At 70.5% G+C, this 13,847-nt stretch carries 12 protein-coding genes; 1 reads left to right on the top strand and 11 read right to left on the bottom strand.

The features are described from left to right. Positions 1-94: 94 nt before the first annotated feature. A complete protein-coding gene (locus ACFWFI_RS31805) occupies positions 95-643 on the top strand; it encodes a GNAT family N-acetyltransferase (RefSeq protein WP_387396902.1) in 549 nt (182 codons plus the stop codon). Positions 644-653: 10 nt separating this feature from the next. Here ACFWFI_RS31805 and ACFWFI_RS31810 read toward each other — a convergent pair whose 3' ends face one another. From ACFWFI_RS31810 to ACFWFI_RS31860, 11 genes are all read right to left on the bottom strand, one after another. Next, entirely contained in the window at positions 654-2,228 is a 1,575-nt protein-coding gene (locus ACFWFI_RS31810) for a type VI secretion protein (RefSeq protein WP_387396905.1), read from the bottom strand. Position 2,229: 1 nt separating this feature from the next. Next, positions 2,230-3,648 carry an ATP-binding protein gene (locus ACFWFI_RS31815; protein ID WP_387396908.1) on the bottom strand — a complete coding sequence of 473 codons (1,419 nt, stop codon included), beginning with the start codon at positions 3,646-3,648 and terminating at the stop codon, positions 2,230-2,232. A gap of 18 nt (positions 3,649-3,666) precedes the next feature. Next, positions 3,667-5,217, bottom strand: a complete 1,551-nt coding sequence (locus ACFWFI_RS31820) for an SCO6880 family protein (RefSeq protein WP_387396910.1) — start codon at positions 5,215-5,217, stop codon at positions 3,667-3,669. Beyond that, positions 5,214-6,551, bottom strand: coding sequence for a hypothetical protein (locus ACFWFI_RS31825; RefSeq protein ID WP_387396912.1), 1,338 nt, complete (start codon positions 6,549-6,551; stop codon positions 5,214-5,216). The genes ACFWFI_RS31820 and ACFWFI_RS31825 overlap by 4 nt, the downstream gene beginning before the upstream one ends. After that, a complete protein-coding gene (locus tag ACFWFI_RS31830; RefSeq protein ID WP_387396915.1) occupies positions 6,541-7,407 on the bottom strand; it encodes a hypothetical protein in 867 nt (288 codons plus the stop codon). The genes ACFWFI_RS31825 and ACFWFI_RS31830 overlap by 11 nt, the downstream gene beginning before the upstream one ends. A gap of 193 nt (positions 7,408-7,600) precedes the next feature. After that, a complete protein-coding gene (locus ACFWFI_RS31835; RefSeq protein WP_014047394.1) occupies positions 7,601-7,909 on the bottom strand; it encodes a hypothetical protein in 309 nt (102 codons plus the stop codon). Positions 7,910-8,280: 371 nt separating this feature from the next. Then, the gene (locus tag ACFWFI_RS31840; protein ID WP_387396916.1) at positions 8,281-8,934 is read right to left on the bottom strand and encodes a ribonuclease FAU-1 family protein; all 654 of its coding nucleotides are present in this window, start codon (positions 8,932-8,934) and stop codon (positions 8,281-8,283) included. Next, positions 8,931-9,833: an aldo/keto reductase gene (locus ACFWFI_RS31845; RefSeq protein WP_387396919.1), complete on the bottom strand. Its 903-nt coding sequence runs from the start codon at positions 9,831-9,833 to the stop codon at positions 8,931-8,933. Before ACFWFI_RS31845 ends, ACFWFI_RS31840 begins: the two co-directional genes overlap by 4 nt. Before the next feature lie 9 nt (positions 9,834-9,842). Beyond that, positions 9,843-10,373: a P-loop nucleotide/nucleoside kinase family protein gene (locus ACFWFI_RS31850; RefSeq protein ID WP_387396922.1), complete on the bottom strand. Its 531-nt coding sequence runs from the start codon at positions 10,371-10,373 to the stop codon at positions 9,843-9,845. 42 nt (positions 10,374-10,415) lie between these two features. Then, the gene (locus ACFWFI_RS31855; RefSeq protein WP_387396924.1) at positions 10,416-11,003 is read right to left on the bottom strand and encodes a GNAT family N-acetyltransferase; all 588 of its coding nucleotides are present in this window, start codon (positions 11,001-11,003) and stop codon (positions 10,416-10,418) included. Between the two features lie 62 nt (positions 11,004-11,065). Next, on the bottom strand, positions 11,066-13,645 hold the full coding sequence (locus tag ACFWFI_RS31860; RefSeq protein ID WP_387396927.1) for a polysaccharide lyase family 8 super-sandwich domain-containing protein: 2,580 nt from the start codon (positions 13,643-13,645) through the stop codon (positions 11,066-11,068). Between the last annotated feature and the right edge of the window lie 202 nt (positions 13,646-13,847).

The following is a 13,847-nucleotide window of genomic DNA, read 5'->3' on the forward strand; positions in this document are numbered from 1 at the left end:
GCCCGACACCGGACGGTGTCGGGCCCGTTGCGCTGTCACGGCCGCCCGGCGTATCTCGTTTGCCGTGGTGGGAGCGTCGGGGCACGATCGGCGGATGGACTACGTCGTGCGTGCGGTACGGGCCGAGGAGTGGCAGCGGGCCCGGGAGATTCGGTTGGTGGCGCTGCGGGACCCGGCTGCCCCGATCGCCTTCCTCGAGACGTACGAGCAAGCGCTGGCCAAGCCCGATGTGTTCTGGCAGGAGCGGACGGCGGGCGCTGCCGCGGGAGAGCACAGCTGCCAGTTCATCGCCGAGGCGTCCGACGGTCTGTGGGCGGGAACGGTGTCGGTCCTCGTCGAGCGGCCCGCGGGTGAGCCGGGTTTCGGAGAGGTGGCCGAGGTCGACCAGGCCCATCTGGTTGGGGTGTTCGTCCGGCAGGGGCACCGGGGACGCGGTGTGGTGGACGCGCTGTTCCGGGAGGCGATCGACTGGTCCTGGTCGGTGACCGGGCGGCCGTTGGAGCGGGTGCGGCTCTACGTCCACGAGGCCAACGCGCGGGCCGCGGCCTCCTACCGCCGGATCGGCTTCGTCCCGACCGGGCGGACGCTGCCGATGGAAGGTGATCCGACCGCCCTGGAGCTGGAGTACGAGATCCGCCGGTAGACGCAAGCGGTCAGCGCGGTCCGGGTGCGGGCAGGCGTTCACGCCAGCGGGCGCGGGCCTGTTCCTCGGAGCGGAGCAGGACCAGGGTGGTCATCCCCTGGCCCTCGCCGGCCGACAGCAGCTCCGGAAGCTGGGGAAGCGGAGCCACGGCTGCGACGTCGTCGAGGACGAGCGTCATTGGTGGGTCGAGCCGACCGTCGGTTGACCGTACGGCCATGCGGCGGCCGTGCTCGACCACGTGCGAGGCGAGTGCGGTGAGCAGGGGCATCGCACCGGGGTGGTGGCGGGGATCCTCGATGGGTTCACCGACCACATAGAGCGTTCCCCCCTCACGTACAAAAGAATCCAGCACGAGCGCATCGGCTCGGTTGGGTGTGCACGCCTCACGGATGTGGACCGAGGAGAGCGCCGCGAAAGCCCGTACGGTCAGTTCCTGGGCCACTTCCCGGCGTTCGGGGTACGCGGTGAGCGCGGACTCCAGGAGCCCCGCGAGCCCGGAGGCCGCCTTGGGGTGCGTACGGAGCAGACGCACCGGTTCGTGGCCTCCGGCGCCGGAGGCCCAGCGGTGGACCTGGCGGAAGGGGCGGCCGTCCACTGCGGCGGCGTGCAGCCAGCACTGGAGCAGGGTCTGGGCGGTGTCGGCGACGGCGGCGTCGATCCGGGCTAGGGGGCGCACCGGGGCGAGCAGCGCTGCCGCCCGGGAGGCCGCGGTGGCGGGGTCCTCGCAACCGGCGGTGGGTGCCCAGTGGAGGCGGGCCGGGGTGTCGCAGAGGTGGCCCGGGTCGTAGACGAGGACCGGGCCGAGCTTGCTGCGGGCGTCTTTCGTCTCGGCCCAGACGGTGGGGTCCGAGGTCACGACGAGCGCGGGGCCGTCGGCGTCCCGGATGGCCTGGACGACGGCCGGCCGACGGGTGGCCGATGCGCCGTAGAGCACGTGGGGGGTGCGGGGTGTGGGGACCAGCGGGGCGGTCTCCTGCGCGTACGCGGCGAGGGCCTCGGCGGGGGTGGTCTCCTGTGCGTACTGCGAGACGGAGGCAGGGACCGGGGCCGCCTCGACGGGCGCCGAAGTGGCCAGGGTCGCTTCGGCGGGCGCCGGAGCGGGTGCCCGTGGTGGGGCGGCGGGCGCCGCCGCCCGCGTGGGTTCCTGGGCCGCCGGGCGTGTTCGTACGGGGTCCTGTTCGGGCTCGTACGGTGCCGGGGCCGTGCGCCTCTGCTTCCGGACCAGCCGCCAGCGTGTCACCACCCCGACCGCGAACACCGTCAGGACCAGCAGCACCATCACTTCACCGATGAACAGGCCCCAGAACAGCCCGTGTCCGGAGAGGTCGCCCGGCGGGGTGTCGGGCCAGGCACCCGGCAGGTCCGTCGGCTCGACGGCCAGGGCGCGCAGGGCCAGCGGCGTCCGTGTGAACGTGACGCCGTCCGGCCAGCCCCCGTGGGCGAAGAGCCCTGCCAGGCCCGTGGCCGTCCAGGCCAGGACCGTCAGCCCGAAGAGGAAGGCCAGGAGGCCGATCAGCAGGCCGTCCGGGATGCCGCCCTGGCTCTCGCCGCCGCGCCCCGGACCGGATGGTGCCTGGCGTGCCATGTCATGCCACCGTTGACTCGGACGACTCGTTCAGCCGTTGCTGGTGCTCGATCCGCGCCGCCCGCTGCTCCGCCTCCAGCTCCGCGGCCCGTACGTCCTCGGGGAGCAGATCCACCGCGGAGCCCTCGGTCATCGCGCGGTCGGTGAAGACCAGGGGGCGTTCCGCCTCGGTGATCAGGTGCTTCACGACCTGCACGTTTCCGTTGACGTCCCACACGGCGATGCCCGGGGTCAGCGTCGGGATGATCTCGACCGCCCACCTGGGCAGGCCGATCACCTTGCCCGTCGCTCTGGCCTCGTCCGCCTTCTGGGCGTAGATCGTGCGGGTGGAGGCCATCTTCAGGATGGCCGCCGCTTCCTTCGCCGCGGCTCCGTCGACGACGTCGCTGAGGTGGTGGACGACCGCGACGAAGGACAGCCCGAGGCGCCGCCCGAATTTCAGCAGGCGCTGGAAGAGCTGCGCGACGAACGGCGAGTTGATGATGTGCCAGGCCTCCTCGACCAGGAAGATGCGCTTCTTCCGGTCGGGCCTGATCCAGGTGTGCTCCAGCCACACGCCGACGATCGCCATGAGGATCGGCATCGCGATGCTGTTCCGGTCGATGTGCGAGAGGTCGAAGACGATCAGCGGCGCGTCGAGGTCGATGCCGATCGTGGTCGGGCCGTCGAACATGCCGCGGAGGTCACCGTCGACGAGCCGGTCCAGGACGAGGGCGACGTCCAGGCCCCAGGCCCGTACGTCGTCTATGTCCACGTTCATCGCTTCGGCGGACTCGGGCTTCGGGTGGCGCAGCTGCTCCACGATGTCCATCAGGACCGGCTGGCGGTCGATGATGGTGTCGTTGACGTACGCGTGTGCCACCTTGAGCGCGAAGCCGGACCGCTCGTCGAGGCCATGGCCCATGGCGACCTCGATGATCGTACGGAGCAGGGCGAGCTGCCCGGTCGTGGTGATCGACGGGTCGAGGGGGTTGAGCCGGATCCCGTCGTTCAGCGCGGCCGTGGGGTCCAGCCGGATGGGCGTGATGCCCAGCTCCTCGGCGATGAGGTTCCACTCGCCGACGCCGTCCTCGCCCTGGGCGTCCAGGACGACGACCTGGCGGTCACGGAAGCGGAGCTGGCGGAGCACGTACGTCTTCTCCAGCGCCGACTTGCCGTTGCCGGACTCGCCGAGCACCAGCCAGTGCGGGGCGGGGAGCTGCTGGCCGTACAGCTGGAACGGGTCGTAGATGTAGCCCTTGCCCGAGTAGACCTCACGCCCGATGATCACGCCGGAGTCGCCGAGGCCGGGCGCGGCGGTCGGCAGGTAGACGGCCTGGGCCTGGCCCGTCGACGTACGCACCGGCAGCCGGGTCGTCTCCACCTTCCCGAAGAGGAAGGCGGTGAAGGCATCCGACATCGCGGACAGCGGATCTCGCATGGCGTGACTGCCCTCTCGTTAGCGACGGATGCCGGTGGCGAACGGCAAGGTGTTCACAAAGGCGCGGTGGTGCTCCCGGTCGCACCACTCCAGCTTCAGATACGACTTGCCGGCCGAGGCCCGGATCGTCCGCTTGTCGCGGGCGAGCGCCTCGGGGGACCGGGACGACACGGTGATGTACCCCACCAGATTCACCCCGGCCGCGCCGCTCGCCAGATCTTCACCCCGCTGGTCGAGCCTGCCGTGGGCGGCGATGTCACGGGGGTCGACCGTGCGGTTCATCTTTGCCTGGCGGCTCGCCTCGGCGTCGTCGTTGGTCTTCTCCGTCAGCATCCGCTCGATGGCGACTTCGGTGGGTTCGAGGTCCATGCAGACCGCGACCGTGCGGATCACGTCGGGCGTGTGGACGAGGAGAGGGGCCAGGAAGTTGACCCCGACCGGGGTCATCGGCCATTCCTTCACCCAGGCCGTGGAGTGGCACCAGGGGGCACGCGTCGTCGACTCGCGGGTCTTGGCCTGCAGGAATGTCGGCTCGACCGCGTCGAGTTCGGCAGGCCAGGCGTTGCGCTTCGTCATCGCCTGGATGTGGTCGATGGGGTGGTCCGGGTCGTACATCGAGTGCACGAGCGAGGCCAGCCGGCTCTGGCCGAGCGGCTGGCGGACCCGGATGTCCGCCTCGGCGAGCCGGGCACAGATGTCCGTCAGCTCGCGTGCCATGACGACGGCGAGACCGGCGTCGCGGTCGACCTTGCGGCCGCCCTGGGGGCGCATGGCCCGGGCCATGGCGTTGGCCTCGGCGGCCAGGTCGCGGCTGTAGTGCATGCAGGCGACGAGGTAGGCGCGGTGCTGCTCGCTGGAGGTGGAGACCATCGACTGGAGCTGGTCGTACGACTCCTGGAGCCAGCCGGGCGCGGACCTGTCACCGCGCTGGGCGACGTCCTTGGCGTGCGCGTCGGGGTCGGCGGGCAGCGTGCGGGCCAGCATCTGGAGACGGGTCACGAAGCCGTCGCCGTTGGCGACATGCTTGAGCAGGGTGCCGAAGCGGTCGACCAGGGCCTCCTGGTCCTCGCTGTCGCGCAGGCCGACTCCGGGGCCCTCGATCTCGATGGCGGCGGTGACCGTACGCCGGTCGGCGTGCAGCAGTACGGCGATCTCGTCGGGGCCGAACGGCGCGGCGAGCCAGCTGATCCGGCCGATGCCGGGCGGCGGCCCGATCTCCACCTCGCGCCCGTCGGCGCCGATCCCGGCCTCGATGGCGGCGGAACGATAGGCCGTGCCGCGCCGCAGGGTGCGCTTGAAACTGCGGTTGATCTCGAACCACTTGTAGAAGGTGCGGCCCTTGTAGGGGACGTACACGACGGCCAGGGCCAGCATGGGGAAGCCCATGAGCGTCACGATCCGCAGGGACAGGACCGGCACGAGGAGTCCGCTCATCATGCCGAGGAACGCCCCGGCGATGATCAGCGCGATCTCGCCCGTCTCACGGTTCTTGCCGACGATCGCGTTCGGCCGGGCGCGGCCGATGAGATACGTACGGCGGGGCGCGATCGTGTGGGACTGGGTCGTCAACGCCCTCCACCTCCTGTGCTCGTGTTACCTGTGCTGCCTGGACCGCCTCGTGGGGAGCGGGTGCCGTGGGGGGTGCCGGAGGTGGGTCCGGACCCGCTGCGGGGCGAGGGCGCGGCGCCGCCTCCGCCCGGGGTGCGGGAGCTGTGGGCGGCGACACCGCCGCTGGCCGGGTTCGCCGGCCGGGCGCCTCCGCCCCCGCCACCGCCTTCACCGCCGCCGCGGCCGCTGTGGGTCTTGATGCCCTGCGAGACGAGCGCGGCGGGCGAGCTGATCAGCGCCGCGGCCTGGGAGCCGTCGGTGGCCTGCTTGCGGTTGGTGCGAGCGCCCTGGATCTCGTCGCCGAAGCCGGGGACGAAGCGGTAGATCATGGCGGAGGCGAAGATGGCCAGCAGGATGATGGCGAGGCCGGACACGACGGCCGAGAAGGCGTTGGGCCCGTCGTCCGCCGAGAGCGCACCGGCGAGCCCGAGCACGATGACGATGACGGGCTTCACCATGATCACGGCGATCATGATGCCCGCCCAGCGGCGGACGTGGCCCCACATGTTCTTGTCGACGAGTCCGGAGTACACGACGACACCCAGCAGGGCGCCCACGTAGAGCAGGGCGGCCCGGATCACGAGCTCCAGCCACAGGATGCCGGCGGCGAGGATCGACACGAGCGAGACGACGATCAGCATGATCGGCCCGCCGCCGATGTCGGTGCCCTTCTTGAGCGCCTCGGCGAACGAGCCGAAGAAGACATCGGTCTGCCCGCCCGTCGCGGCGGAGATGACCTCGGTGACGCCGTCGGTGGCCGAGACGACCACGTACAGGATGAGCGGTGTGAAGGCCGAGGCCAGAACCGTGAGCCAGAGGAATCCGATGGCCTCGGAGATCGCGGTGGTGAACGGCACGCCCCGGATGGCGCGCTTGGCCACGGCGAAGAGCCACAGGACCAGGGTGAGGATGGTGGACGCCGCGAAGACGACGGCGTACTGGGTGCGGAAGGTGGAATTGGTGAAGTCGACGGTCGCCGTGCTCTCCACGGCCTCGCTGAGCTTGCCCACGAGGTAGGCGGCGGCGTCGGCGCAGCCGCGGGCGAGGGAGGTGAGGGGGTCGAGGGCGTCGTCGGTGATGGGGGGCGTGCTGCGGTCGCCTCCGGCGGCGTCGCCGTCCTCGCAGTAGTCCTTGGCAAGCCCGACGATGAGGTCGCAGGGGTTGTTGCTGGTACTCGGCGACGGGGTCGGTGTCGGCGCAGCGTAGGCACGAGATGCGAGGGCAATCATCGCGGCCGGGAAGCTTCCCAGGATTCCGGCGAGTGAGAGGGCGCGGAATCGGCGGTTATCGGGCATAGGTGAAGCCTCCGTATCCCTCGACCGCACCGGCGATTTCGTCTGCGGTCGAGGCCCGGTTGTCGCCGTTGACGGGTGTCGGTCCCTCTGCCTGACTCGACGACGCGATCTTCCAGTCGTCACCGACCCACCTGAGCTTCTCGGTGATGGTGAACCAGGTGGCCGTGACGGGCTTGGTGGAGCCCTCGCCTGCCATGCCGACGAGACCTGTGCACCAGACCTCCACGGTCGCGGCGTCCGTGCCCTGGGCCGTCACCTTGGTTCCCACCGGAATGGTTCTGGAGACGAACGTCAGTCCACCGGGGGTGCTGCCGTCTTCGTTCAGTCCGACGTTGGTGAGGAAGCCGGCGGAGTATGCCTTGGCCATGTCGGCCTGGAGAGTCTGTACGACGGCAGGGTCGTGGGTCGCTTGAAGGATGCCGTCACGCTTCGTCTTGTCGAACATCTCCGCAGACCCCAGCGCCACCGCGTAATTCGCCGCCGCGCTCTGCGCCCCCTGCTCGTCATGCGCGAAGCCCGACGCGATCGTGCCGTTCTTGCCCTGGACCGGCTTCGTGCCCGTCGCGGCCGTGGGGCCGGCCCCCGCCGTGTCCGACTTCTTCTCTTTGCCGCCGTCCGAGGCGCCGCCCCCGCCCTGGTTCGCGAACGCGATCGCCGCGATCAGCAGCACCACCACGCCCACCACCATGATCAGCGAGCGGGAGTTCCGGGCGGGCCGGCGGCCGTAGCCGTCGCCGTCGTCTCCGCCGGGGAGACGCGTGCGTGTCTGGCGCGTCCCGCCGAGGGTGCTGTACGCGTCGTCGTTGCGGCCCCCCGGCTCGTTGCCGCCGTATCCGCGCTCGTCGCCCTGGCTCATGCCGTGTACGCCCCCTCAGCCGTGTGCAGTTCCGCGTAGTACGACGGTAGCGGTGCTGGTTTCCGCGTGGGCGCGGTGTGGTGACTCGACATCAGGGGACGCAACCTCTGCCGGTGGGCACGACGGACGGGTGGTGTGGGGTGGAAGGGCACTGGCACGGGCCCGTGGGGCAGGGTGGTGGTCTGACAGCGGGTCAGACAGCCATTCCGTACACAATGGTGAACAGCGTGCCCAGCGATCCGATGATGAAGACGCCGGTCAGCCCCGCCACGATCAGGCCCTTGCCCTGTTCCGCGCTGAAGGTGTCGCGCAGTGCCGTCGCGCCGATGCGCTGTTTCGCCGCACCCCAGATCGCGATGCCGAGGCAGAGCAGGATGGCGACCGCCATCACCACCTCGATCATGATGCGCGCCTCGTTGCCCAGGGTCCCGAACGGCCCCCAGTTCGGGGCGATTCCGCCGATGATGGTGGTGATGTCGCCCTTTTCAGCTGCCAGGATCATGTAAGTCACCGCCCCTGTTGGGTAGTTCGCAGCCCGTGCCGTGCGACACGGGTCGGTCTCTATCTTCGCTGATGAAACCGGCATCGCACGACGCCTTCCCGGGTCTCTTTACCCGGATCTCGCACGTTTGACCGGAGAAGCCGCCCTGACCTGCGGCTCGCCTCGGAATCTGCCTGCATATGCATGGTTACTCTGTGTATCACGCGGTGTGACCGCTAGCAACGACGGTGGCCATGGGTTCCGGGTGCGGTTGATGCGTTCACGGGACGCCAGGCATTCGTACGCGCTGTTCGAGAGCCGTGAGCGCGCCGGTGGCTTCCGGCCGACGCATCATCAGGTGCCGGGCAGGGAAGGCCTCGCGGCTTCGGGTGTCAGAGAACGGTGCGTACGGGCGCCGGGCCCCGGGCCGGGGTCGTCCAGTGCGACGGTGGCTTGAAGTCGCACCAGGAGCCGTCGAAGGGGAACGCGCTCACCTCCGCGAGGCGGGCCACACGTTCCCCCTCGGCGCGGATCGCGGCAGCCTCCTCCGTGGACCAGTACGCGGGGTGCCCGGTCTTCTCGGCGAACGACCGCTCGTCCTTCCATTGCCAGCTGCGGTCCGCCGCCACGGTGATGTCCAGCTCGTGGTCGGCCACGTCGATGTCCTCGCCGCGATGGGTCCGGCGCTCCAGATTCACGTACCAGCGGTCGAACGTCTGTCGCCGCCCGAAGAACCAGAACACCGCGTGCCCGGCTCCGGACGGCTGGTGGATGAGGGCGCTGCCCCTGGGCCAGCGGCCGGCCTTCGCCGGATAGCCGTGCGCGGGCCGGGCCTCGGGCGGGATGTCCCGGAGGTGGGCGCCGCGGGGCAGTCCCGTACGCCACATCGGGGTGCCGGTCTCCAGCCACACCAACTGGCCTTCATCCGTGCGTTCGACCAGGCGTACGGGTACGGAGGAGCTCAGGTGGCCGCCGATGAAGAGGTTCCAGCGGAGGATCCGCCCGGCTCCCGCGCCCGTCCCGTCCCCGCGCACGGTCCCGGTCATCGCGCGAGGAGGGTCAGGTCCTCGGAGGTGAGCCGCAGGGCACCGGCGGCCACGTTCTCGTCGAGGTGGTCCGGGTTGCCGGTGCCGGGGATGGCCAGGACGTGCGGTCCCTGGTGGAGTGTCCAGGCCAGCCGCACCTGTGCGGGCGTCGCCCCGTGGCCGCGTGCGACGGTCAGGACCGCCTCGTCCTGGGCGCTGCTCGCGCCTTCCTCGCGTCCGGCGCCCGCGATGGCGAAGAACGGAACGAAAGCGATGCCCTGTTCGCCGCAGGTGCGAAGGAAGGCATGGTCGTCGGCAGGGGAGCCGAGGCCGTACGCGTTCTGTACGCAGACCACGGGCGCGATGCCCTGGGCCTCGGTGAGCTGTTCCGGTGTGGTGTTGGAGATGCCGAGGTGGCGGATGAGTCCGGCCTCGCGGAGCTCTGCCAGGGCACCGAAGTGTTCGGCGACGGACGCGGAGGCCTGACTCCCCGCGAGGCGCAGGTTCACGACGTCCAGATGGTCGCGGCCGAGCTGGCGCAGGTTCTCCTCGACCTGGCCGCGGAGCTGCTCGGGGGTCGCCCAGACGAATTCGCCCGAGGGGGTGCGGCCGGGGCCGACCTTGGTGGTGATGACCAGATCGTCGGCGTACGGGGCGAGCGCGCTGTTGATGAGCTCGTTGGCGGACCTCAGCGGCGAGAAGTAGAAGGCCGCGGTGTCGATGTGGTTCACGCCGAGCTCGACGGCGCGGCGCAGGACGCGCAGGGCACGGTCCCTGTCGCTCGGGGCTCGGTCGGCGAACGCCGTACCGTTCTGGGGAAGGCGCATCGAGCCGAAGCCGAGACGGTTGACCACGAGGTCGCCGAGCTTCCAGGTGCCGGAGGCAGATGCGTCGATCGTTTCCGATGATGAGGGCATCATCGGATTCTTTCACTCGCCCGGCTTCCCGAGACGGCCGATGACGATCTCCGCGACGCGGGACGGCGGTACGCCGGTGGTGTCGACGGTCTCCGCCTCCCGCTGCAGCCAGGGCAGGGCGTCGCGGTAGGCCGGGAGGTGGTCGAGCCGCCACTGCGCGGCGTTCGCGCTCTCGGGCGCCGCGTCGGTCCTGATGCGGTGTACGAGGGTCTCGTGATCCGTGTGGAGGAGGAAATGGCGGACCGGGATGCCGGCCTCGGCAAGGCCCGTGCTCAGCTCCTGCCAGTACGTCTCCTGGAGGACGGTCTGGGTGACGACGAGCGTCCCGCCGACGTAGTCGAGCAGCTGCCGCGCCGTCTCCACGACCAGACCGCGCCACGGCCGCCAGTCCTGGAAATCGCGGGGCGGTGTGCCGAGCACGTGCCAGAGCATCTCCCCGACCTTCTCGGCGTCGAAGAGCCGGGACTCGGGGATCCGGGACGTCAGTTCACGCGCGGTGGTGGTCTTCCCCGCGCCGAAGGTTCCGTTCAGCCAGATGATCACACCGCAGAGGTTACGGGGCGGGTGCCGGCCGAGGCTTCCCCGTCACCTCAGCTCACCTGTCCCGATGCGTGCGGCCGTTCTCGCCTCCCACTGGGCGGCCGTGATCCGCCACACCACATCGATGCCCACTTCACCGGGGGCGGCCGGCCCTTCCGGTGCGGGTCCGCGTCCGGCCTCCATGAATCCCAGGCGGTGGGCCACTGCTCCGCTGGCCGGGTTGGCGGCGTCGTGGTGGATCTCCATGCGGTCGATGCCCGCCAGCTGGAAGCCCTGCTCGACGAGCGCGGTCGCGGCCGTGGTGGCGAGGCCCCGGCCTGTCCACCGGGGGTGCAGCCAGTAGCCGATGTCGAGTCCGCCCGCACCGATCCGGCGGAAGAGGCCGCAGCTGCCGATCACCGTCGCGTCCGAGGTGATCGCGTAGCCGAAGGCGTGCCCGCTCTCCCACTCCTCCTGGTTGCGGGCGAGGAAGGCCGCGCCTTGCTCGCGGTCGTGGGTCGCCGCCCACGGCATCCACGGGATCAGATGCTCCAGGGAACCGGAGATCGCTTCCTGCAGGGCGTCGAGGTCGCTCGTTCGCCAGCGGCGCAGTTCGACCTGGTCGTGACTCAGGATCTCAGCGGGCTCTTCCATGCCGGGATGCTCTCGCGGCCGGGTCGCGGCCGACAACCGCATTGTCGGGGCGGCGGACTCCCTCATGTCCTCCCGGCCAGAGTCGCCGTGAAGCTGCGGCCGTGGGCGTGGTGGGTCGTGACGTCGAGGCGGGTGCCGCCGGGGACCTGGTGGACGCGGACTCCGGTGTCGGCCGAGACGCACCGCAGGGGACGGCCGTGAAGGGTGACCGATACGGTGCGTCGCGTCGTCGTGGGGTCGGACACCGCGACCAGGTACGTGCCGCCCTCGGTGCGGCGCAGCATGACGGCAGCCGGGCCGTCGATCGAGAGGCGTCCCGCCCGGTGGGTTCCCGGGGTGAAGGCGTTGGCGGCGGTGATGCCCAGGTGCGTATGCACTGCGGCCTGCAGGCGGTCCGTGTTGGACAGCACGGAGAGCGGGCCGTGGGCGTAGGACGCCAACTGCTGCGCGGAGGCGTTCGGGACGAGGGCGTGCGCCATGGAGGTGGGGCGCACGCCGGCGGCCTGCTCGTAGGACAGCGTGAAGACCTGCTTGGTCACCGCCGTGTCCGCGTTCGCGAGGCGCACGAGGCGCCGGCTGCGGGTGACCGTGTCGAGTGCGACGACCGGCGGCGGGCCGGAGAGGAAGACGTACCCGACCGAGGTCTTCTGCCCCTCGTCGGCGTACCGCAGCCAGGCCGGAGGGGCGGTTCCGGTCCTCTGCCAGGGCGACCCGTCGCGAAGGCCGCCCGTGATGAAGACGGGGGAGGAGGGATCGGCGATGCGGCTGTCGACCGTCGTGGTCACCGCACGCCCCGTCATGCCGGTCACACCTGCGGAGAGCACGAGGATCTCGTCGTCGAACATGAACCAGGACCTGGTGGCACGCGCCGCGCGGTAGGCGACGAAGTCCTCGGGCAGCTTGCCCGCCTGCTGGGCGGCGTACGCCGCGTCGTCGGACAGCACGAGACCTGTCACCCCGTAGGCGCCGAGGCGGGCGCCGCCGGAGAACGCGTGGGTGCCGCGAGGGAAGTAGACGTATGTGTTCTGCGACTCGGAGGACGAGGTGAAGCCGCGCCCGGGGTTGTCGTACCAAAGGGTGCCGTACAGCTCGGGGACGGTGCGTCGGGTCTCGACGGGAGCCGTGACGCCTGCGAGGCGGTAGGGCGGGACAGCGGTGAAGTAGTCGATGCCGAACGCCTGCCGCTGGTCCGCGCCGGACAGATAGAGGTAGTGGGCGCCGGAGCCCTGGAACCACGGCATCAGGTTCTCGCCGCTCATGTACTCGTACATGCTGATGCGGGCGGAGCTGCGGGCGAGCGCGAAGGCGTAGCCGGGCCGGCGGTGGACGGTCCGGTCCATGGCGTTGTAGGGCGCGTGGGAGGCTGCGGGCCCGAGATCCCTCGCGGGCACGGGGGAGTTCAGGATGTCGGCGTAGCGGGCGATGCTGACGGGGGAGACGAAGGCGGTGGGATCGAGGTTCGCCTTCGAGGTCTGCCGGACGTGTTTCACGTAGCCCTCGAGAGCCTCGGCGTCGTTGCCGGACGTATGCGCGGAGAGGTCGACGACGGCCTCCACGACGGAGGTGACGTCCGCGTACCCCGTGCCGGTCCGTGAGACAGCACGCCCCTTGACGATCTCCATCATCCAGCCCTCGAAGATCAGTGGGGCGAAGCCGTCGGCGACCCAGCCCTGTACGACACCGACCAGGCTGTCCTCGGGTACGTAGCCGGTGCCGTCGAGGATCTTGATGGTCTGGACGATCCGGGTGAGCAGTCCCTTGCCGTAGGAGCCGGTGTACGCGACGGAGCCGTGCTGGACGAAGGAACCGTCGGCGTAGAAGCCGTCGGTGACCCCGTGGTGCGGCCGGTAGGGGTCGACCGTCGCGAAGACGGTCAGCTGGTCGGCGAGGGCCTTGGTGATGCGGGCCTCGTCGCCGAGCAGGGCGCCTTGGAGGACCCGGTTCGTCGTGATGTCGGCGAGGTTGGCGCCGGTGTGGAAGCGTGAGTCGAGATCGACGTCGCCGTCCTTGCCGTTGCGCAGGTACGCGTCCATGGAGGCGATGTACGTCGCCGTGAGATCCGGCCGGTACGCCGCGAGCTCGTCCCTGAGGAGGACCAGGGTCTTGGTCGCGTAGGCCGGTATCCCGATCTCCCAGTGGAACCAGTTGCCGTAGTAGCCCTTCGACTGGTCGCCGAACCAGTCGTCGTGGAGCCGGGCCAGGCCGTCGACGACCCGGCGTCGGACCGCGGCGTCGCCGTGCAGGCCGGAGTCCTCGGTGCCGGGGAGGCAGGTGGCGAGAGCGATCTCGTAGAGGTACTGGTACGACGTGCTCAGGTTCGGGTCGCTGGTGCCGAGCGGCACGCCCTCGAAGAGCTCGTCCTGCCCTGCGCCGTCCATCGCGGCGAGCCGGGCGTGCGCCGTCGTCTGCAGGGAGGCGAGTTTCGGGGTGACCTCGGGGCGGGCGTTGGACCCGTCCGTGCCGGCGAAGACCGCGACGGTGTTACGGAGGAGGGTGGCCGAAACCTCGTCCGAGGGCGCCGAAGAGCTGGACGTGGCAGCCGGATCGCGGCGGGGCTCCGCCTCGGCCCGCAGCGCCTGGGACACCGCCCAGAGCGTGGCTGCGGGGATCACGGACAGTGCGGAACGACGGGAGAGCTCCACCAGCACGCTCCAAAGTCCGGCCTGTAAGCGCTTGTTGCCCTTCGCCCCAGCCAAGCAACGGTCCCTCACCGATGTCAACGGCCGGGGGCTCGTCAGTGCTCTCGTGGGGCCGGTTCGCGGGAGAACCCGGGTGCACCGCGTGGGGTGGGAGTCCTCGGTGCCGGGGAGGCAGGTGGCGAGAGCGATCTCGTAGAGGTACTGG

This window comes from Streptomyces sp. NPDC060209 (assembly GCF_042728155.1).
In the GTDB taxonomy this organism is placed as follows: Bacteria; Actinomycetota; Actinomycetes; order Streptomycetales; family Streptomycetaceae; genus Streptomyces.

What these genes read in the sequence shown, in the direction of transcription:
- ACFWFI_RS31805 (WP_387396902.1), top strand. Translation starts at nt 95, where the DNA reads ATGGACTACGTCGTGCGTGCGGTACGGGCCGAGGAGTGGCAGCGGGCC.
- ACFWFI_RS31810 (WP_387396905.1), bottom strand. Translation starts at nt 2,228, where the DNA reads ATGGCACGCCAGGCACCATCCGGTCCGGGGCGCGGCGGCGAGAGCCAG.
- ACFWFI_RS31830 (WP_387396915.1), bottom strand. Translation starts at nt 7,407, where the DNA reads ATGAGCCAGGGCGACGAGCGCGGATACGGCGGCAACGAGCCGGGGGGC.
- ACFWFI_RS31835 (WP_014047394.1), bottom strand. Translation starts at nt 7,909, where the DNA reads ATGATCCTGGCAGCTGAAAAGGGCGACATCACCACCATCATCGGCGGA.
- ACFWFI_RS31815 (WP_387396908.1), bottom strand. Translation starts at nt 3,648, where the DNA reads ATGCGAGATCCGCTGTCCGCGATGTCGGATGCCTTCACCGCCTTCCTC.
- ACFWFI_RS31855 (WP_387396924.1), bottom strand. Translation starts at nt 11,003, where the DNA reads ATGGAAGAGCCCGCTGAGATCCTGAGTCACGACCAGGTCGAACTGCGC.
- ACFWFI_RS31845 (WP_387396919.1), bottom strand. Translation starts at nt 9,833, where the DNA reads ATGATGCCCTCATCATCGGAAACGATCGACGCATCTGCCTCCGGCACC.
- ACFWFI_RS31825 (WP_387396912.1), bottom strand. Translation starts at nt 6,551, where the DNA reads ATGCCCGATAACCGCCGATTCCGCGCCCTCTCACTCGCCGGAATCCTG.
- ACFWFI_RS31840 (WP_387396916.1), bottom strand. Translation starts at nt 8,934, where the DNA reads ATGACCGGGACCGTGCGCGGGGACGGGACGGGCGCGGGAGCCGGGCGG.